The 16797-nt window shown below is 50.5% G+C and carries 12 protein-coding genes and 1 riboswitch; of the genes, 10 read left to right on the top strand and 2 right to left on the bottom strand.

The features are described from left to right. Positions 1-49 precede the first annotated feature (49 nt). Both JSQ80_RS04190 and JSQ80_RS04185 read left to right on the top strand, forming a co-directional pair. A complete protein-coding gene (locus tag JSQ80_RS04190) occupies positions 50-421 on the top strand; it encodes a Spx/MgsR family RNA polymerase-binding regulatory protein (RefSeq protein ID WP_206094457.1) in 372 nt (123 codons plus the stop codon). Positions 422-507: 86 nt separating this feature from the next. Beyond that, the gene (locus JSQ80_RS04185) at positions 508-1422 is read left to right on the top strand and encodes a 5'-3' exonuclease (RefSeq protein WP_206094456.1); all 915 of its coding nucleotides are present in this window, start codon (positions 508-510) and stop codon (positions 1420-1422) included. 761 nt (positions 1423-2183) lie between these two features. Here the strand turns inward: JSQ80_RS04185 and JSQ80_RS04180 are convergent. Then, positions 2184-2480 carry a DUF3055 domain-containing protein gene (locus JSQ80_RS04180; RefSeq protein ID WP_176392799.1) on the bottom strand — a complete coding sequence of 99 codons (297 nt, stop codon included), beginning with the start codon at positions 2478-2480 and terminating at the stop codon, positions 2184-2186. A 259-nt stretch (positions 2481-2739) separates the two neighbouring features. On the opposite strand from JSQ80_RS04180, the gene JSQ80_RS04175 reads away from it, so the two are divergent. Beyond that, positions 2740-3798: an HRDC domain-containing protein gene (locus JSQ80_RS04175; protein ID WP_206094455.1), complete on the top strand. Its 1059-nt coding sequence runs from the start codon at positions 2740-2742 to the stop codon at positions 3796-3798. Between the two features lie 64 nt (positions 3799-3862). On the opposite strand, the gene corA is transcribed toward JSQ80_RS04175, so the two are convergent. Then, complete coding sequence (corA, locus tag JSQ80_RS04170; protein WP_087433432.1) at positions 3863-4798, bottom strand: magnesium/cobalt transporter CorA; 936 nt, start codon at positions 4796-4798, stop codon at positions 3863-3865. Positions 4799-5327: 529 nt separating this feature from the next. Beyond that, positions 5328-5483: riboswitch (SAM riboswitch) on the top strand. 144 nt (positions 5484-5627) lie between these two features. Between corA and metA the strand changes: the two genes are divergently transcribed. From metA to JSQ80_RS04135, 7 genes are all read left to right on the top strand, one after another. Continuing rightward, entirely contained in the window at positions 5628-6569 is a 942-nt protein-coding gene (gene metA, locus JSQ80_RS04165; protein WP_206094454.1) for a homoserine O-acetyltransferase MetA, read from the top strand. Beyond that, positions 6569-7750, top strand: a complete 1182-nt coding sequence (locus JSQ80_RS04160) for an aminotransferase class I/II-fold pyridoxal phosphate-dependent enzyme (protein ID WP_206094453.1) — start codon at positions 6569-6571, stop codon at positions 7748-7750. The genes metA and JSQ80_RS04160 overlap by 1 nt, the downstream gene beginning before the upstream one ends. 7 nt (positions 7751-7757) lie before the next feature. Next, on the top strand, positions 7758-8957 hold the full coding sequence (locus JSQ80_RS04155; protein ID WP_206094452.1) for a trans-sulfuration enzyme family protein: 1200 nt from the start codon (positions 7758-7760) through the stop codon (positions 8955-8957). A 281-nt stretch (positions 8958-9238) separates the two neighbouring features. Further along, positions 9239-10378, top strand: coding sequence for a cyclic dehypoxanthinyl futalosine synthase (gene mqnC, locus JSQ80_RS04150; RefSeq protein WP_087433436.1), 1140 nt, complete (start codon positions 9239-9241; stop codon positions 10376-10378). A 320-nt stretch (positions 10379-10698) separates the two neighbouring features. Further along, a complete protein-coding gene (gene ytxC, locus JSQ80_RS04145; protein ID WP_087433437.1) occupies positions 10699-11619 on the top strand; it encodes a putative sporulation protein YtxC in 921 nt (306 codons plus the stop codon). A 579-nt stretch (positions 11620-12198) separates the two neighbouring features. Beyond that, positions 12199-14163, top strand: coding sequence for a threonine--tRNA ligase (gene thrS, locus JSQ80_RS04140; RefSeq protein WP_206094451.1), 1965 nt, complete (start codon positions 12199-12201; stop codon positions 14161-14163). Positions 14164-14414: 251 nt separating this feature from the next. Beyond that, positions 14415-16643: a M1 family metallopeptidase gene (locus JSQ80_RS04135; RefSeq protein WP_240463523.1), complete on the top strand. Its 2229-nt coding sequence runs from the start codon at positions 14415-14417 to the stop codon at positions 16641-16643. Positions 16644-16797: the final 154 nt, after the last annotated feature.

Below are 16797 nucleotides of genomic sequence, written 5' to 3'. Positions count from 1 at the left end.
ATAAGATGTATGAAGCATGTGTGAACGACGTCATAAAGGAGAGAGTACAATGAAGTTGACCGTATATGAATATTCCAAATGCAGCACGTGCCGCAAAGCGGTTAAATGGCTGCAGGCTCAAGGCATTGAGACCGAGCTGATTCCGCTGATTGAACAGCCGCCAACGGCAGCCGAGCTGAAGAAGCTTGTGGAGATGAGCGGACTGGAATTGAAGAAGTGGTTCAATACGTCCGGCGAAGTATATAAATCGATGCAATTAAAAGATAAATTGCCGCAACTGAGCGAGGAAGAACAGTTGGAGTTGCTGTCATCGAACGGCAAATTGATCAAGCGGCCGATCGTGACCGACGGGAATCGGGCGACAGTCGGCTTCCGCGAAGAGATGTTCGAGAACACGTGGACTGCTGCCTCCAAGCATTGAGCGGGCATGGCAGAATCCGTTAACCGCGGTGAGCCGCAATATATGGTATACTGGAAGGCATTGTATTGCGAAAGGAGTTAACACTCATGCTGGAAGAACAGCTCGAAGAACATGCAGAGACATCTCAGCCATCTCAACTGCCGCGCATTCTGTTGGTCGACGGGATGGCATTGCTTTTCCGCGCGTACTATGCGACGGCATACGGCGGCTCCATTCGCCGCATGAAGGACGGGACTCCGACCAATGCGGTATACGGGTTTATGCGCTATTTTTGGGATGCGGTGCAAACATTTGAACCGACTCATATCGCTTGCTGCTGGGATTTGAGCAGCAAGACGTTCCGTGCAGAGCAATATGACCAGTACAAAGCGAATCGTGCGGAGTGCCCCGAGGATCTGGTTCCGCAATTTCAGCTCATTCGCGATGTGATGGACAGCTTCGGCATTCCGAACATTTCGGCGGAAGGGTATGAAGCGGATGATTGCATCGGAACGCTTGCCCGTTTATACCGGGATGAAATGGAAGTCCATATTTTGACAGGCGATCATGATATGCTCCAGCTTGTCCATGAACGGACAACGGTTATTATAATGAAAAAAGGGCATGGCAACTACGCGGTATACAGCCCGCTCACTTTAATGGAAGAGAAGCAGTTGACGCCAGAGCAAATTATTGATTTGAAAGGTCTTATGGGAGACACGTCCGACAATTATCCGGGTGTTCGCGGCATTGGCGAGAAGACCGCGCACAAGCTAATTCAGGAGTATGCCTCCATCGAAGGCATCCTTGACAATCTGCCGTCGCTTGCCAAAGGCGTGCGCACGAAGATTGAGTCGGATATGGACATGCTTCATTTATCGCGCCAACTGGCGCGGATTGAGTGCGACGCTCCGGTCGTATGCGATACCGAGCGCTGTCTGTTCGAACCGGAACAGACTGCGGTGCATGCCGTATTTGAACGGCTCGAAATGTCCAGCATAGTGAAGTTAGTCGGAATTTGATTCATTCGAATAATAGCACAACCATAAGTGCCGCATAACAGCGGCAACAACACGGTGAAGCTTGCTTGTTCTGTCATGATGTGACACGGACCAGCCTGCATCGCCGTTTTTTTATCCAAGCGAAACCAGACAATCCTTATGGGGATGAAACCTATCCCTAAACGTGCTCGCTCGTCTTCGAAAGGCCTCGATAGAAGATCTTTTGGAGCGTCACTTCCCTTTCCGGAAAAAGGTATGCCTGTTCGGTATCCATTGCCTCACTCTCCCCTTCATTCAGAATGGCAGTCCTCTTTCCCTTTGAGCGAAAACATGTTATCGGGCCTCCGTACAATGGTCCTTAGATCCATTCTCCCATACCGTCAGGAGAGATAATGTCGAGGTTAGCACATGCCGTTCGGATCCATGGCATGAAGGGGCCGATAATGATGGAAGTAAACCAGAGTCGCCATTCGACGTGACGCCTTCTGATGGAAGGGGAGAATGGAGCAAAAGGCGGATACAGCGAATCACCGCCAGTCAGAACGCGCCACTGCCCGAACGGAATATTACATATGATGAAAAGTCAAGCATTAAAGACCTACCGGCTCGAAAAAGCGCTCATCGTGCTTCTCCGTGGTATTATCGACAAGAATGGAGCGGTGTTGAAGTGAAATAACTGCACAATGTGATATATGGGAGCGAACAGGAGAACAGATATCGTTGATATATCGTTCTCCATCCGCATCTTACCGTGGAAGTATGAGGCTTCATCAACCTGGCCCTTAGTCCGTAAAATGGACGGCACCGATAACCATGGACAGAAAATGACGCAAATCTTCCGCTTCTTCGTCGCCCAAGCGATAGAACGATTCCAAATAACCCTCTTCTTCCAGATCGTCTTGTCCGAGGATGGCGGTCAAGCCGCTCTGCAAATCCGTAACGAGCTTCTTGCCGTAGAAACGGTTCGTCGTCGTAACAGCCAGATCAAAGCGGTGCATGCTCGGGCCAATAAACGTAACGAAGCGCGTTGACGTCTCCTCTGTACCGTCGGATAAAAAGTCTATATCGTTCATATTCATCGTGACGAACCTCCTTCTATGAGTAGCATTCCCATTATAGCGTAACAGCGGCAACTTCTAAAAGAGTTGAACATGCACGAAAAGTAACAATTGCAACCTTTCATACCTATGTGGTATAATTTAGGTAAATTCATAACTAGGACGGGGAAGCACCTCTTTGAAATGCGTATAACCGCATTTTGAAGAGGTGCTTTCTTTTTTATGTTCCACATTATGAATGGATAACATGCAACTTATGATAAAGGAGGAGTCGTCGCACATGCAAGTAATCTGGACGGCAAGGTTCGATTATCAGGAAGGCACAGACAAGGACGGACGCATGGGGAAGCGCAAGACTAAAAAAGAGGTTGAAACGGTCAAATCCCAGCAGGGCCTTGTCACGGTAGGAGAAGAGGAGGGCAAGTGGATCATAATCTGGGAAGTGGACGGCGGGGCTTCTGAGGTATGGTTCGAAGGTTCCATTTGGGCCGAGATGCGCGCTGCGTTGCGGGGAGGGTTGGCTCAGCTGCTTAGCTTGGGCTATCGCATGGTGCTGGGATTTGTCCCAGATACAGACATTCATGAACGCCGGATGAAAGAACGGCAGGAATGGGTGAATTGCTATGCCCAGTTATATGCGAAAGAGAACGTGTACGAGCAGTTGGCCAAGTGGCGCCGAGAGATGGCAAGCCGCCTGAAACGCGCGCCGTATTGGGTGGCGACGAACCGGATGCTTCGGCTTGTGAGCGCATTTTTACCGCATACATTGGAGGAATTGAAGGAGCTTCCGGGATTCGGCGATGCCAAATTACAATCGTTCGGGGACGATATCATCGCAATAACGAAGGAACATGAACGCAGCACGACCTTCCCTCTGCAGTGGGTGCAGGAGGCCATTACCGAGCAGCAATTCGCACAGTGGATCTATGCGGAATGGGAAGCGAAACAGCGGGATGAGTTGACGAAGCTGACCGAGCGCAGAAAGCTGCTGGAGGGAATACAGCAAGGACGGAGCCTGTTGGAGCTGATGGAAATTCTGCACGTAGACCGCCGGGAGCTCATTATGCGAGTTGAAACGCTGGAGCGGGAGGGCTACCAAGTAGAAACGTTAGTGGAGGCCGAGATTAGCTCGCTGCCGCCGGAAGAGAGGCAGGCAATTGATATGGCTTTTGCAGAGCTGGGGGACGAGTACTTGAAGCCGGTGTATATCAAAGTATTCGGTGAAGCGGCTTTAGAGCAATCTTCCGCTTCCGTGCAGGCGAACTACGAGCGGATTCGTCTTCTGCGTCTGCTTCACCGCCAGCAAAAGAATGCTGCTTCCGCACGTCAGGCAAGCTGAATGAACTATAATGCCCGTGTCCTTGAGCGAGTCAGGAACACGGGCACATCGGGACAGCCGCTTGTCAAATCCAATCTTTTTTTCGGAATAAATAGAACATGAATGCTCCGAGGACAAACATGAAGCCAATCATATAGAATGAACCAAAATCCCAATCCATGAACGGGATGTAGTCAAAGTTCATTCCATAGATGCCCGTAATTAAAGTAAGCGGCATAAATATGGTCGTGATGGCGGTGAATACCCTCATAATATCATTCGCGCGATTCGCAATGCTGAGCTGGTATGACTCGCGCAAGTTTCCCATCAGATCGCGGAATGTTTCGAATGTCTCTGACACTTTAACCGCATTTTCATAAATGTCGCGGAAGTATTTTTGCAAATCGTCATCGATAAGCCGCAGTTCTTTGCGGTATAGGACGAGCAGCACTTCTTTTTGCGGAGCCAATCCTTTTTTGAGCCATAGGATTTCGCTTCTCAAGCTAATGATTTCATTCAGGTGGGTCTTTTTGGCGCTGACGATGAGCTCTTCTTCCAGATTGTCGATCTTCGCTTCAATTCGATCGGCTACCGTAAAATAGTTGTCAACGACCATATCAATTAAGAGATATAGCATGCGGTCTGCCGCACTGACTTCCTGTTCCCACAGGACCGGCTTCACCATGCGCAACTCGTTTATTTTTTGTTTCGTTACCGTGATGATAAAGTGCTTGCCTAAAAATATGTTCAGTGAACGTAAAAATATTTCTTCATCATCAAACCGGATGCTGTTAAGCACGATAAAGTAGTGTCCTTCATAGATTTCAATCTTCGGGCGCTGCTCTTCTTCGCTCATACAGTCTTCTACGGCCAGATCATGCATGGAGAATAAAGGCTGCAGCACGATCAGATCGTCAATATCGGCATCGATCCAGTAAAAGCCTTGTTCAGGCGGCTTCAATGCGACCTTGATGTCTTCTACAGGTATAAATACCCCTTCGTTTACAAGACGGATTTTCATTGCATTCACTCCTTCGCGCCGCCGACAATGGACGGGCTGCATCGTCTAATCTTGACGATTCAAGCAGGGTGATGCTCATTACGTCATCCGTCATTCGGTGCATAGTCATACGTCGAGGCAGTTGAAGGTCGGCTCAACTTATAGGCACGAGCAACAGACAGCAACGGTCTTGGGCGACATCGGTTCCTGTCGAATCGTCATATTCGGTTGTCCGTTCGTACCGTGGCACGGCCTCGGGTCGCCATCCATCCGAAATTCACCTCAACTTATTCGTTATAAATAAGGTAGTGCGCTCACGCACTTGTTAAGTATAACGCTCGTACTTTCACCTTTCAAGAAAAAATGAATGACAGAAGTTAGATGAGTCCGCACAGGGCAGGTAGCGAAAGTATGAAGTTTGTCATTGCTTTAAAATATGCATTTCAAAAGAGATTGTGATTTGCCTCTTGACGAAAGGCTTGTCTTTGCTATAAATTATTACCAAGTCCTATTTGGCAACTGGCAAACAAATGAATAATGAACGATAGCAATCTTATCAAGAGCAGGTGGAGGGACAAGCCCGATGAAACCCGGCAACCGGCGTTAGCCATGACACGACAGATTCTTGTTCCAAGAGTCTTGACGGCTATGTACGTACGGTGCTAATTCTTGCAGCAGCGATCCAATCGTTGCTGACAGATGAGAGAGGCATGAGAACGCAATGCATGACCTTTCTCGAAGCCGGGAAAGGTCTTTTTTGTATAGAAAATGGAAAGGAACGCCGTATCCACTTGCCGCATAACGTTTGCCAAGCCGTAAGTATGGACCCAATATGAAGGAGGAGAGCGTCATGCCGATTAAAATTCCGGATCATTTGCCGGCCAAAGAAATACTGACTCAGGAGAACATATTCGTGATGGACGAAACACGCGCGTATCACCAAGATATTCGTCCGCTCCGAATTGTGATTCTGAACTTGATGCCGACGAAAGAGACGACGGAAACCCAACTGCTGCGCTTAGTTGGCAATACGCCGCTTCAAGTAGATGTGACGCTGCTTCATCCAGCGAGCCACACCTCGAAAAATACATCCGCGGATCATTTGTCTTCCTTTTACAAAACGTTTGAGGAAATCAAAGATCAGCAGTTTGACGGCATGATTATTACGGGGGCTCCCGTGGAGCAGATGGAATTCGAGGACGTGAACTATTGGCAGGAGCTGTGCCGCATCATGAAATGGTCCAAGGAAAATGTGACCTCGACCTTTCATATCTGTTGGGCGTCCCAAGCAGGTCTGTACTACCATTACGGCATTCGCAAATATTCACTGAAAAAGAAAATATTCGGGGTATTTCCCCATACGTTGACGAAGGAAAATGTAAGTCTGACACGCGGGTTCGACGAGATGTTCCTCGTTCCGCAATCCCGCCATACGGAAGTGAGACGCGAGGATATCGAGCAAGTTGCCGCATTGAATATATTGGCGGAATCGGAAGAAGCGGGAGTCTACTTGGTTGCAACCGAAGACGGCAAGCAAATTTTCGTAACCGGGCACTCTGAATACGATCCCTGTACATTGAAATGGGAATACGATCGGGATATCGCGAAAGGGATGAGTATGGACCTCCCGGTTAATTACTTTCCGAATAACGATCCGTCCAAAACGCCGTATTCGACTTGGCGTGCGCATGCCAATCTGCTCTTTTCCAACTGGTTGAACTACTACGTATATCAAGAGACGCCATATGAATTGGGCAGAGCCGTATCGAATAAGGAAGGGGCGCAAGTGTAATGGCTGCACAGAATTCTGACAACTACCGCATCGAAAGCCGGCTCGCGCAGATCGGGTCGGTACAGGAGCCAAGGACGGGCGCCGTCACGTATCCAATCTATCAAGCAACCGCTTATCGCCATCCACGGCTCGGACAGAGCACCGGATTTGATTATATACGCACGAAGAACCCCACCCGGCAGGTGCTGGAGGACGCGGCGGCAGCCTTGGAGAGCGGCGATGCAGGTTTTGCGTGCAGTTCGGGCATGGCTGCATTGCAGACCGTGTTCGCGATGTTCGGTCAAGGGGATCATCTCATCGTATCGTTGGACTTGTATGGCGGGACATACCGCTTGCTTGAAAAAATTATGGCCCGCTTCGGCGTGTCGGCGACCTATGTCGATACGAATGATATGGATGCGCTCGAGTCGGCGCGCAAGCCAGAGACGAAGGCAGTCATCATCGAGACGCCGACCAATCCGCTCATGATGATAACCGACATCGAACGGGTGGCGGCTTGGGCCAAGGCGCACGGCATGCGGACGATCGTCGACAATACGCTGCTTACGCCGTTCTTCCAGCGTCCGCTTGACCTTGGAGCAGATATCGTTGTCCATAGCGCGACGAAGTATTTGGGCGGACATAACGATGTATTGGCAGGCCTCATCGTGACGAAGGGCGAGGCGTTATCCGACGAAATCGCAATTCTGCACAATTCCATCGGCGCCGTGCTCAGTCCGTCCGATTCGTATCAATTGATGCGCGGCATGAAGACGCTCGCCCTGCGAATGGAGCGGCATCAATTGAATGCTGCGGCTATCGCGAACTGGCTGCTGGAACATCCAGCCATAGAAGAAGTGTACTATCCGGCGCTTCCGCATCACCCGGGCTATGACATTCAGAAGCGGCAGTCGTCGGGCAACACGGGAATTTTCTCATTCCGTGTGAAGGATGCGCGATATGTTGAACCGATTCTGAGACATCTGAAGCTGATTGCATTCGCGGAAAGCTTGGGCGGCGTCGAATCGTTAATGACGTATCCGGCTATACAGACGCACGCGGATATCCCGCAGGAAATTCGGGAGCGGGTCGGCGTTGACGACCGTCTACTGCGCTTCTCGGTCGGTATAGAGCATGCGGAAGATCTAATAGCGGATTTGAATCAAGCCATTGCCGCGGCAAAAGCGGAAATAGAGAGGTGACGAAGATATGAGCGAGCGACATAATCGGCACGGTGATGAGCCGGGCAACAAGCAACTCTCTAAAGAGGAGCGCCGCTTTGCGACCAAGCTAATCCATTTTGGCAGTGAAATCGACAGCAATACGGGGGCGTCCAGCGTTCCGATATATCAAGCGTCAACGTTCCACCATCATGACATTTATGAGCCGCCCGAATATGACTATTCGCGCTCCGGCAATCCGACGCGCCAGGCGCTGGAACAATATATCGCTCTGTTGGAAGGCGGAAGCAACGGATACGCTTTCGCATCCGGCATGGCTGCCATTTCATCCGCCTTCCTGCTGCTGTCGGCAGGCGATCACGTCATCGTGACAGAGGATGTATACGGGGGGACGTATCGTTTGTTGACGTCTATCCTGAGCCGGCTGCACATCGAATCGACGCTCGTCGATATGACGGATATCGAGCAGATCAGAGCAGCCCTTCGACCGAACACCAAGGCCGTATATATGGAGACGCCGTCCAACCCGACGCTCAAAATTACGGACATCGCGGAAGTGACGGCTTGGGCCAAGGAACAGGGACTCATCACGATGCTCGACAACACGTTCATGACGCCGTACCATCAGCGTCCCATTGAGCTTGGCGTTGACATCGTGCTGCACAGCGCGACGAAGTTCCTCGGCGGTCACAGCGATGTGCTGGCCGGGCTGGCGGTTACGGCGAACGAAAGTCTCGGACGCCGTGTCAAGCAAGTGCAGAACGGGCTCGGCACCGTATTGGGCGTACAGGACAGCTGGCTGTTGATGCGCGGCATGAAGACGCTCGAAGCCCGCATGAAGCAGAGCGAGCATAGCGCGCGGCGGCTTGCGGAGTGGCTTCAAGCCAGAACGGATATTGCCCGCGTCTACTACCCCGGGCTGCTCAATCATCCCGGCCGCGAGGTTCATGAGAAGCAATCGCAAGGCTACGGCGCGGTCGTATCCTTCGATGTCGGATCCGGCGAACGGGCGAAGCGGGTGCTCAACCAAGTGAAGGTGCCACTGGTCGCCGTCAGTCTGGGTGCTGTCGAGAGCATTCTGTCCTATCCTGCGATGATGTCCCATGCGGCCATGCCGAAGGAAGTGCGGCTGGAACGAGGCATTACGGATGGATTGCTCCGTTTCTCCGTAGGCTTGGAGCATATTGATGATTTGCTGGATGATTTGGATCAAGCGTTAAATAGGTAATAAAATATTAGAATGAAGTTGCTTTATTCCTCCCGTTTCAGGTGTCGCGCCGGACTAATCTTCGGTGCAGCTTGTACCGGGAGGTGCTGTTTTTTACGGGCAAACTATGTTACCATTATTGCAGTTGTTGACATGGATTGATGCAAGATCATGTCACGTACGGATGAGCCATATCACGCACGTTCATATATTTTTTTGTGGCTGTGGCTGGCCAAGAGATAGTTTTTTTCGCATGAGCATGCAACTTGTGCAACTTATTTTTGAGAGGAAGTGACTGTACGATGTCACCGATTGACCGCATATTAGACAAAGCGCTGCGCGGCGAACGAATTGACACGGACGAATGCGTAACCTTGTTCGAAACCGACCAGATAGAGAAGCTTGGAGCCGCTGCCAATCAACTTATGCAGAAGTGGCATCCCGAGCCCGTTTCTACCTTCGTGATTGGCCGCAATGTCAATTACACGAACATTTGCGATACGTATTGCCGGTTCTGCGCCTTCTACCGCGCGCCGGGTTCGAAGGAAGGCTATGTCCTTCCGGATGAAGTCATTTTTCAGAAAATTCAGGAAACGATCGACGTCGGCGGTACGGAAATATTGATGCAGGGGGGAACCAATCCCGAGCTTCCCTTCAGCTATTACACGGACTTGCTGCGCGCGATCAAAGAACGTTTCCCCAACATAACGATGCACTCATTCTCGCCAGCCGAGATTTTGAAGATGCAGGAAGTATCTGACGGATTGTCGTTGGAGCAAGTCGTGCGTGAAATTCATGAGGCGGGACTGGACTCCTTGCCTGGCGGCGGAGCGGAAATTCTGGACGATCGCACGCGCCGCAAGATTAGCCGGCTTAAAGGCTCGTGGCGGGATTGGATGGACGTCATGCAGACCGCGCATAAGGTTGGCATGAACACGACGGCGACGATGGTTATCGGCTTCGGCGAGCTCCTGGAAGAACGAGCGCTTCATATGGAACGCGTTCGTACGGCGCAGGATGAATGTCTGGCGAACGGTTATTCTTCCAAAGGATTTCTGGCTTTCATCCCTTGGACATTCCAGCCGGACAATACGAACATGAAGGCGGAGCGCGTAAGTCCGGAGGAATATTTGAAGACATTGGCCATCAGCCGGATTTTCTTGGACAATATTCCGAACTTCCAAGCTTCTTGGGTAACGATGGGCCCCGAAATCGGGAAGCTGACGTTGAGCTACGGCTGTAACGATTTTGGCAGCACAATGATTGAAGAGAACGTCGTGTCCGCCGCCGGAGCGACGCACAAAGTGAACATCGAGAGCACGCTTCGCCTCATTCGCGAGGCCGGCAAGATTCCGGCGCAGCGGGATACGAAGTACAACATACTGAAAGTGTTTAACGATGAGCACATCCGTGTAGAACGCGACTTCATCATGCAGAACTAACCAGGGGAATTCAGAGTAACGCGGACATGAATACGTAATCATGCGTTACAGAAGCTCGCCTTCTCCACATGTGTTTATGATGCATATGACCTCGGTATTATGGTCTAATTATACTGGCGTTGCCCGTGCCCTTGGTAGACGAGGAAGCTTGGGCAGCGCCTTTCTCGTTGGATGAAGCGAGTAGTCCATAAGTTACATTGGATTTCGTCCAACGGATGTGAACGTGAGGTGTTATGAGCAGGGTCTATTTCCAAAACCCTCTTCGTATATCTGTTTCCTTGCTCCCATATACTTAATAAGGAACAGAAAGGAGTGAGTTCATGGAACTGTTCACCATATCGTTACCGCATGCATCGCAGGATGACATAGCAGCTTTGACGGACTTACTGCAGCAAGAGCTGGGCGATTTACATAAACAGCCGAACGGCGTAGAGTTCGATCAATTGCTTACCGAACAGATGGCTTTGATTACTTGCCGCGGTCTTATGCCTGGATTTCAGCTTGCCGGACAAGGACAAGACGTATGGAATAAAGCCGCACGGGCACTTGCCGAATATATTTTGTCCATGAAGGAAAAATCGCTCATCCGTTCCTTTATTACGAAAGAAACGCATTATGATGAGCGCGAGCAGAGCAAGATTGAGGAATATTGCCTGCAGCTGCTTAACGGAACTGACGATATCGGTGCTGCGGAGGCGCGCCGCCGCCGCAAAGGCAAAGTGATGCGGGTGCTGCGCCGTTATTTAGAGGAGCATACGGATCTGAATCTGGAAGGCTTTATCCGGTTCCGCTTAGTAAAGTATATGAACGAATTGCGCGAAGTCGTGGATTACGCGATTGACGAATATGTGCTTGAACGCCAATATCAAGAATTTATCGGACTGCTGAAATATTTCGTGTTCATTCAAGAGACCAAAATACCGCTTGCGCATTTGATGCATAGGGGCGGACATGAATTTACTCTTCTCAATGAGCAGATGCAGCCGCTGGAGCCGAAGCACGTCGTTGACGGCATGATTGTGGAAATGCTGGATTACGACATGGAAATGGAAGATATGATTGTAAGCACGCTCATTAACGTGTCTCCGCAAAATATTATTATTCATACGCGGGAGCCTGATTCCCAAGTGATTAAAACCATTCAGCAAATTTTTGAGTCACGTGTGCACGTTTGCATTTACTGCAGCGCTTGCCAGCCCCAGGCAAGCGAAGCATTGCAGACGCAGGACAGCTACACTTGAATCCGTCTTAAGCAGAAGGTGATTCCCGACTGTTCGGACTAATATCCGAATCAGCGGCAACGCCTTTTATTTTTGGCCAAATCGGGGCTCCGCCTTCGACGGGCTTGGACGAATGCAGCGGATAGCCGCAGCTGCAGGATCGGATCGCCCCTTGACCGCCGATGAAAGATCGCATATAATATGCCATATTGATTCAACAGCTGCATAATGTCATGCGATGATGAAGACATGAATGACGGATGGAACCGCGCAGAGAGAGAGACCAAGGCTGCAAGTCTCTTCGGAGTACGCCGTACATTTACCCCTTTGAAGCATTGAATGAGAACTCCTTGGCCATTCCATACTTGTTGTATGGACACCAGAGACAGTATCATTCGACGTGTCATTCCCGTTACCGAATGCTCAAGGATTGCTCAGCCCTACCGGCATGCAAGTGTTGACTCGTATCGGCGCAGCAATCGAATGAGGGTGGAACCACGGGTTGCTATGATTATGAACGCTCGTCCCTTTTACGGGACGGGTGTTTTTTATTTTTAAGAGGTCATATGCTTCTAACGACAAACAAGGAGGAAACAGCACATGTCTATGGTTAAAGTAACATTGCCGGATGGCGCCGTACGCGAGTATGAGCAGGGGAGCACAATTGAAGATGTGGCCGGCTCAATCAGCAGCGGCCTGAAGAAAAGTGCATTGGCTGGGAAAATGGATGGGAAAGTAGTCGACTTGTATACGCCGATCGAACAGGATGCACAGGTCGCAATCGTGACGGCGGATTCCGCCGACGGTCTGGAAGTGATGCGTCATAGCACCGCTCACTTGATGGCGCAAGCGATCAAGCGCCTATATAAAGAGGCGAACGTCAAGCTCGGCATCGGTCCGGTTATCGAGGATGGCTTCTACTATGATATCGATATGGATGTATCGCTCACACCTGAAGATTTGCCTAAGATTGAAAAGGAAATGGTACGCATCGTATCGGAAAACTTGCCGATTCGCCGCCGTGTCGTCTCGCGTGAAGAAGCGCTTCGCATCTACAATGAGATCGGCGATGAATTGAAGGTGGAGCTCATTTCCGACTTGCCTGAAGATTCGGTCATTACGATTTACGATCAAGGCGAGTTCTTCGACTTGTGCCGCGGGCCGCATGTGCCTTCCACCGGAAAGATCAAAGTGTTCAAGCTGCTTAACTTGGCGGGCGCGTACTGGCGCGGCAACTCCGACAACAAAATGCTGCAGCGCATTTACGGTACGGCTTTCGTAAAGAAGGCGCAGCTTGATGAATACCTGCATTACCTGGAAGAAGCGAAGAAGCGCGACCATCGCAAGCTCGGCAAGGAATTGAAAATCTTCACGTTCTCCCGCGAAGTCGGACAAGGCTTGCCGCTCTGGCTGCCGAACGGCGCAACGCTGCGCCGGACAATGGAGCGTTATATCGTGGATTTGGAAGAACGCCTCGGCTACAGTCACGTCTACACGCCAGTATTGGCAAATGTCGATCTGTATAAGACGTCGGGTCACTGGGATCATTACCAAGAGGACATGTTCCCTGTAATGACACTCGACAATGAAGAGCTCGTGCTCCGTCCGATGAACTGTCCGCACCATATGATGGTGTATAAGAGCGATATGCGCAGTTATCGCGAACTGCCGATTCGTATCGCAGAACTGGGCACCATGCACCGCTACGAAATGTCAGGGGCGCTGACAGGCTTGCACCGCGTTCGGGCTATGACGCTGAACGACGCGCACATCTTCTGTCGTCCGGATCAGATCAAGGAAGAGTTCGCCCGCGTTATTAACTTGATTCGCCGCGTATATGAGGACTTCGGCATTAAGGAATACCGGTTCCGCTTATCTTATCGCGATCCGCAAGATACGGAGAAGTATTTCCCGGATGATGCGATGTGGGAAATGTCCCAGCGCATGCTGCGTGAAGTTGTGGAAGAGCTTGGCTTGCCGTTCTTCGAAGAAGAGGGAGAAGCGGCGTTCTACGGCCCTAAGGTGGATGTGCAAATCAAGACCGCGCTCGGCAAGGAAGAGACGTTGTCGACAGCGCAGCTGGACTTCTTGCTTCCGGAGCGGTTCGAGCTGGAGTATGTCGGCGAAGACGGGCAGAAGCATCGTCCGGTCGTTATTCACCGCGGCATTATTAGCACGATGGAACGCATGACCGCGTTCCTGCTTGAGAATTTTGCCGGCGCGCTGCCTCTCTGGCTGTCTCCGGTACACGCCAAGGTAATTCCGGTATCGCCGACTTATGAAGCGTATGCGAAGGAAGTTACGGAAACGCTGCTCGATGCGGGCATCCGTGCGGAAGCGGACGTGCGCAATGAGAAGCTTGGTTATAAAATTCGCGAAGCGCAGCTGGAAAAAATGCCGTATATGCTCGTTGTCGGCGAGAACGAGAAGAACGGTGCCGCCGCATCTGTCCGCAAACGGGGAGAGGGCGACCTCGGCATGAAGCCGCTCGCCGAAGTTATCGCGATGCTGCAAGAGGAAATCCGTACTCGTCATGTGGCGGAAGCAGCGCCGAAAGAACAATAAATGATGCTGTAACCAAAGGAATAGAATAGGAACGGAAGACGCCTGTCGCTGACAGGCGTCTTTATTTTTCAGTCTGTCCGGCGGGAGCAGATGAGTCGTTCTCCGGCTATGTCAGTGGCAGCCCAGCCAGCCATCCTGACAAAAATGTAAGGAAGCGATAAGATAAATCCCACGCTGCATGCGCGTGATTGTTCTATAATGAATGTAACATCACGAGATGATTATTTGACTGAAGGAAGTGGATGATAACAATGAAACTTACTGGACGCCAACTGCTGCACACGACGATAGCAGCTTCCATGGCCTTTGCTTTGCTCGCCGCTCCGTTTACCTCCGCAAATAGGGCTTACGCGCAAGCGGATTCCAAAGGAAGCTCGGCACAGGCCGCTTCGGCATTGGCAGCGAATACGAAGCAAGAAGTACAAACGAACATTCAATATGAGATTCAAGCCAAGCTGAATACGGATGACATGACGATATCCGGTAAGCAAACGGTGAAATACCGCAACACATCCTCCGACAAGCTTAACGATGTCGTGTTCCGCTTGTTCGCCGACGCGCATCGTTCGAAGGAAACGCAGCCATCGATGTTTGCACGCAGCAACGAGCAAATCGCCAAAGAAAACCCGGACAAAAAACCGGAGGATTTTCTGGGCGGCATCGATATTATCAGCGTTAAAGACGCGGCTACAGGGCGTACGCTTGCCGTGAAGAACGGGAAGCAGGCGTTGACCGTCCAGCTGGAGAAGGCGCTGAATAAAGACGAAGAAGTCACGTTGGAATTGGAATATAAGACGAAAATTCCATTTGGATCCCAGCGTTTGTCCTACTATAAGGACATCATTAACGGCGCGCATTGGTTCCCTGTCATGTCGGTCTACGACGAGAAGACGCATGCTTGGAACAAGACGCCGTACAGCACCAAATTTGAAACCGATTATTACGAAGTGGCTGACTATCATGTGAGCATGAACGTCCCAGAGAAGCTTGAAGTGGCCATGCCGGGACAAATGTCGGAACAGCCGGCTGAATCCGGCCGCAAAGTGGTATCGACCAAGGCTGACAAGACTCGCGAGCTTGTATTTTTCGCGAGCGAAAAATTCCATAAAGCCAGCAAGACAAAAAACGGATTGACGATTGAGTATATGTACTACAATGACAAAAATGATCCGGCAAAAACGGCTGTAATCAACAAGTATATCGATCAAGCATTCAAAGCGATCGAATTTTTCAACGATAAATTCGGCAAATATGAATATCCCGAATTCCGCATCGTGGAGTCCCACGTGGAAGGCGTAGCCGTGGAGTTCTCTCGCGTTATTCAGATGGGCCTTGTAAGCGCCAATGCCGTGCCGGAGAAGCACACTGCATTTGTCCATGAAATCGCGCACCAATGGTTCCACTCCATTATCGGCAATGACTCCGAGACGGAATCGTTTTTGGATGAAGGTTTTGCGGATTTCGCCATGAGCTATTTCTTCAATGAGCAAGGCGACAAGCTGAGCGGCTTCGACGACGTGCGAAATAACGAATTCCCGGAGGACAGAGCGATCAACTCCACGAACGATAACGCAGGGGAATCACCACATGAGTTGTTCTACAAAAGAGGACGGCTCGCCATTTACGAGCTGTACCGCACGGTCGGCCAAGAGAAGTTCGACTTGTTCATGAAAGAGTATTTCAACCGTTATGCATACCGTAACGCAACCGTCGATGGCTTGCTGCAGACCATCGAGGATCAGTTCGGCAAGACGGTCCGCGATCGAATGGATGACAACCTGAACAAGCCCAACTTCGAGCTCAAGCCGGAGTATCGCATGACAGAGGCGGAGCGGGCTGAATTTATGCGATTAACGTTTTTGGATATGTATGAAGGCGTCGAGAAAGGGTTTCCTGACTTGCCTAAAGAAACGATGTTCAAATTAATGACCAAGGCGCTGCGCGGCGAGCCGTTGACCGTCGTATACAGCGATCCGGCCAGCAAAGCGGCCCAAGAGCAGCAGGAAATGCTGTTCGGCGGCATCAACAATATGCTTGGCATGCTCGGAATAAAAGCTGACATTTTATCTGAAAAACAAGCCGTCAAGAAGAGCATGGAAACAGCGCTGGCCAAGAGCAACGTCATCGTGATCGGCAATCCGAAGCATAACGCGTTCATTCAAGCATTGAAGCCCGGCATTGTTGCAAATGCCGAGCGCGCGGGCTTTCCTTGGAAAGAAGTGATGGCCAAGCCTGGGCTTCACGGTGCGTATGGCGTCCTGCACCCATATAATAAAGACCGTCTCGTCGTGCATTATTTCTGGACCGACGACCATCTCAACAAACAAACGGCTGATGATATCTTGCCTACTATGGGCATGGAACCATTGGGCGCAACGAGCAATTTCTATCAGTATTATGCGAAAAAGGCAGATGGCTCCATCTATAAAGAAAAGTTTGTGGAAAACCCGGTTGCAAAGATTTTCGCGTCAGTAGAATAACTTAAAACTTACGAACGGGTTATAAGCCGCAGAGGTCAGACTTCTGCGGCTTTTCGTTTGCGGTTTTTATGTGAAGTTTATTTACATATATTGAACAATTATATGGATTCTTTTGATTGACCCATTGAAAGGAGCCGATCTCACGTATATAATC

Source organism: Paenibacillus apiarius, assembly GCF_017052585.1.
GTDB lineage: Bacteria > Bacillota > Bacilli > Paenibacillales > Paenibacillaceae > Paenibacillus_B > Paenibacillus_B apiarius.
Note: the sequence above shows the minus strand (reverse complement) of the source record. Positions and strands in the feature narration are given on the sequence as shown.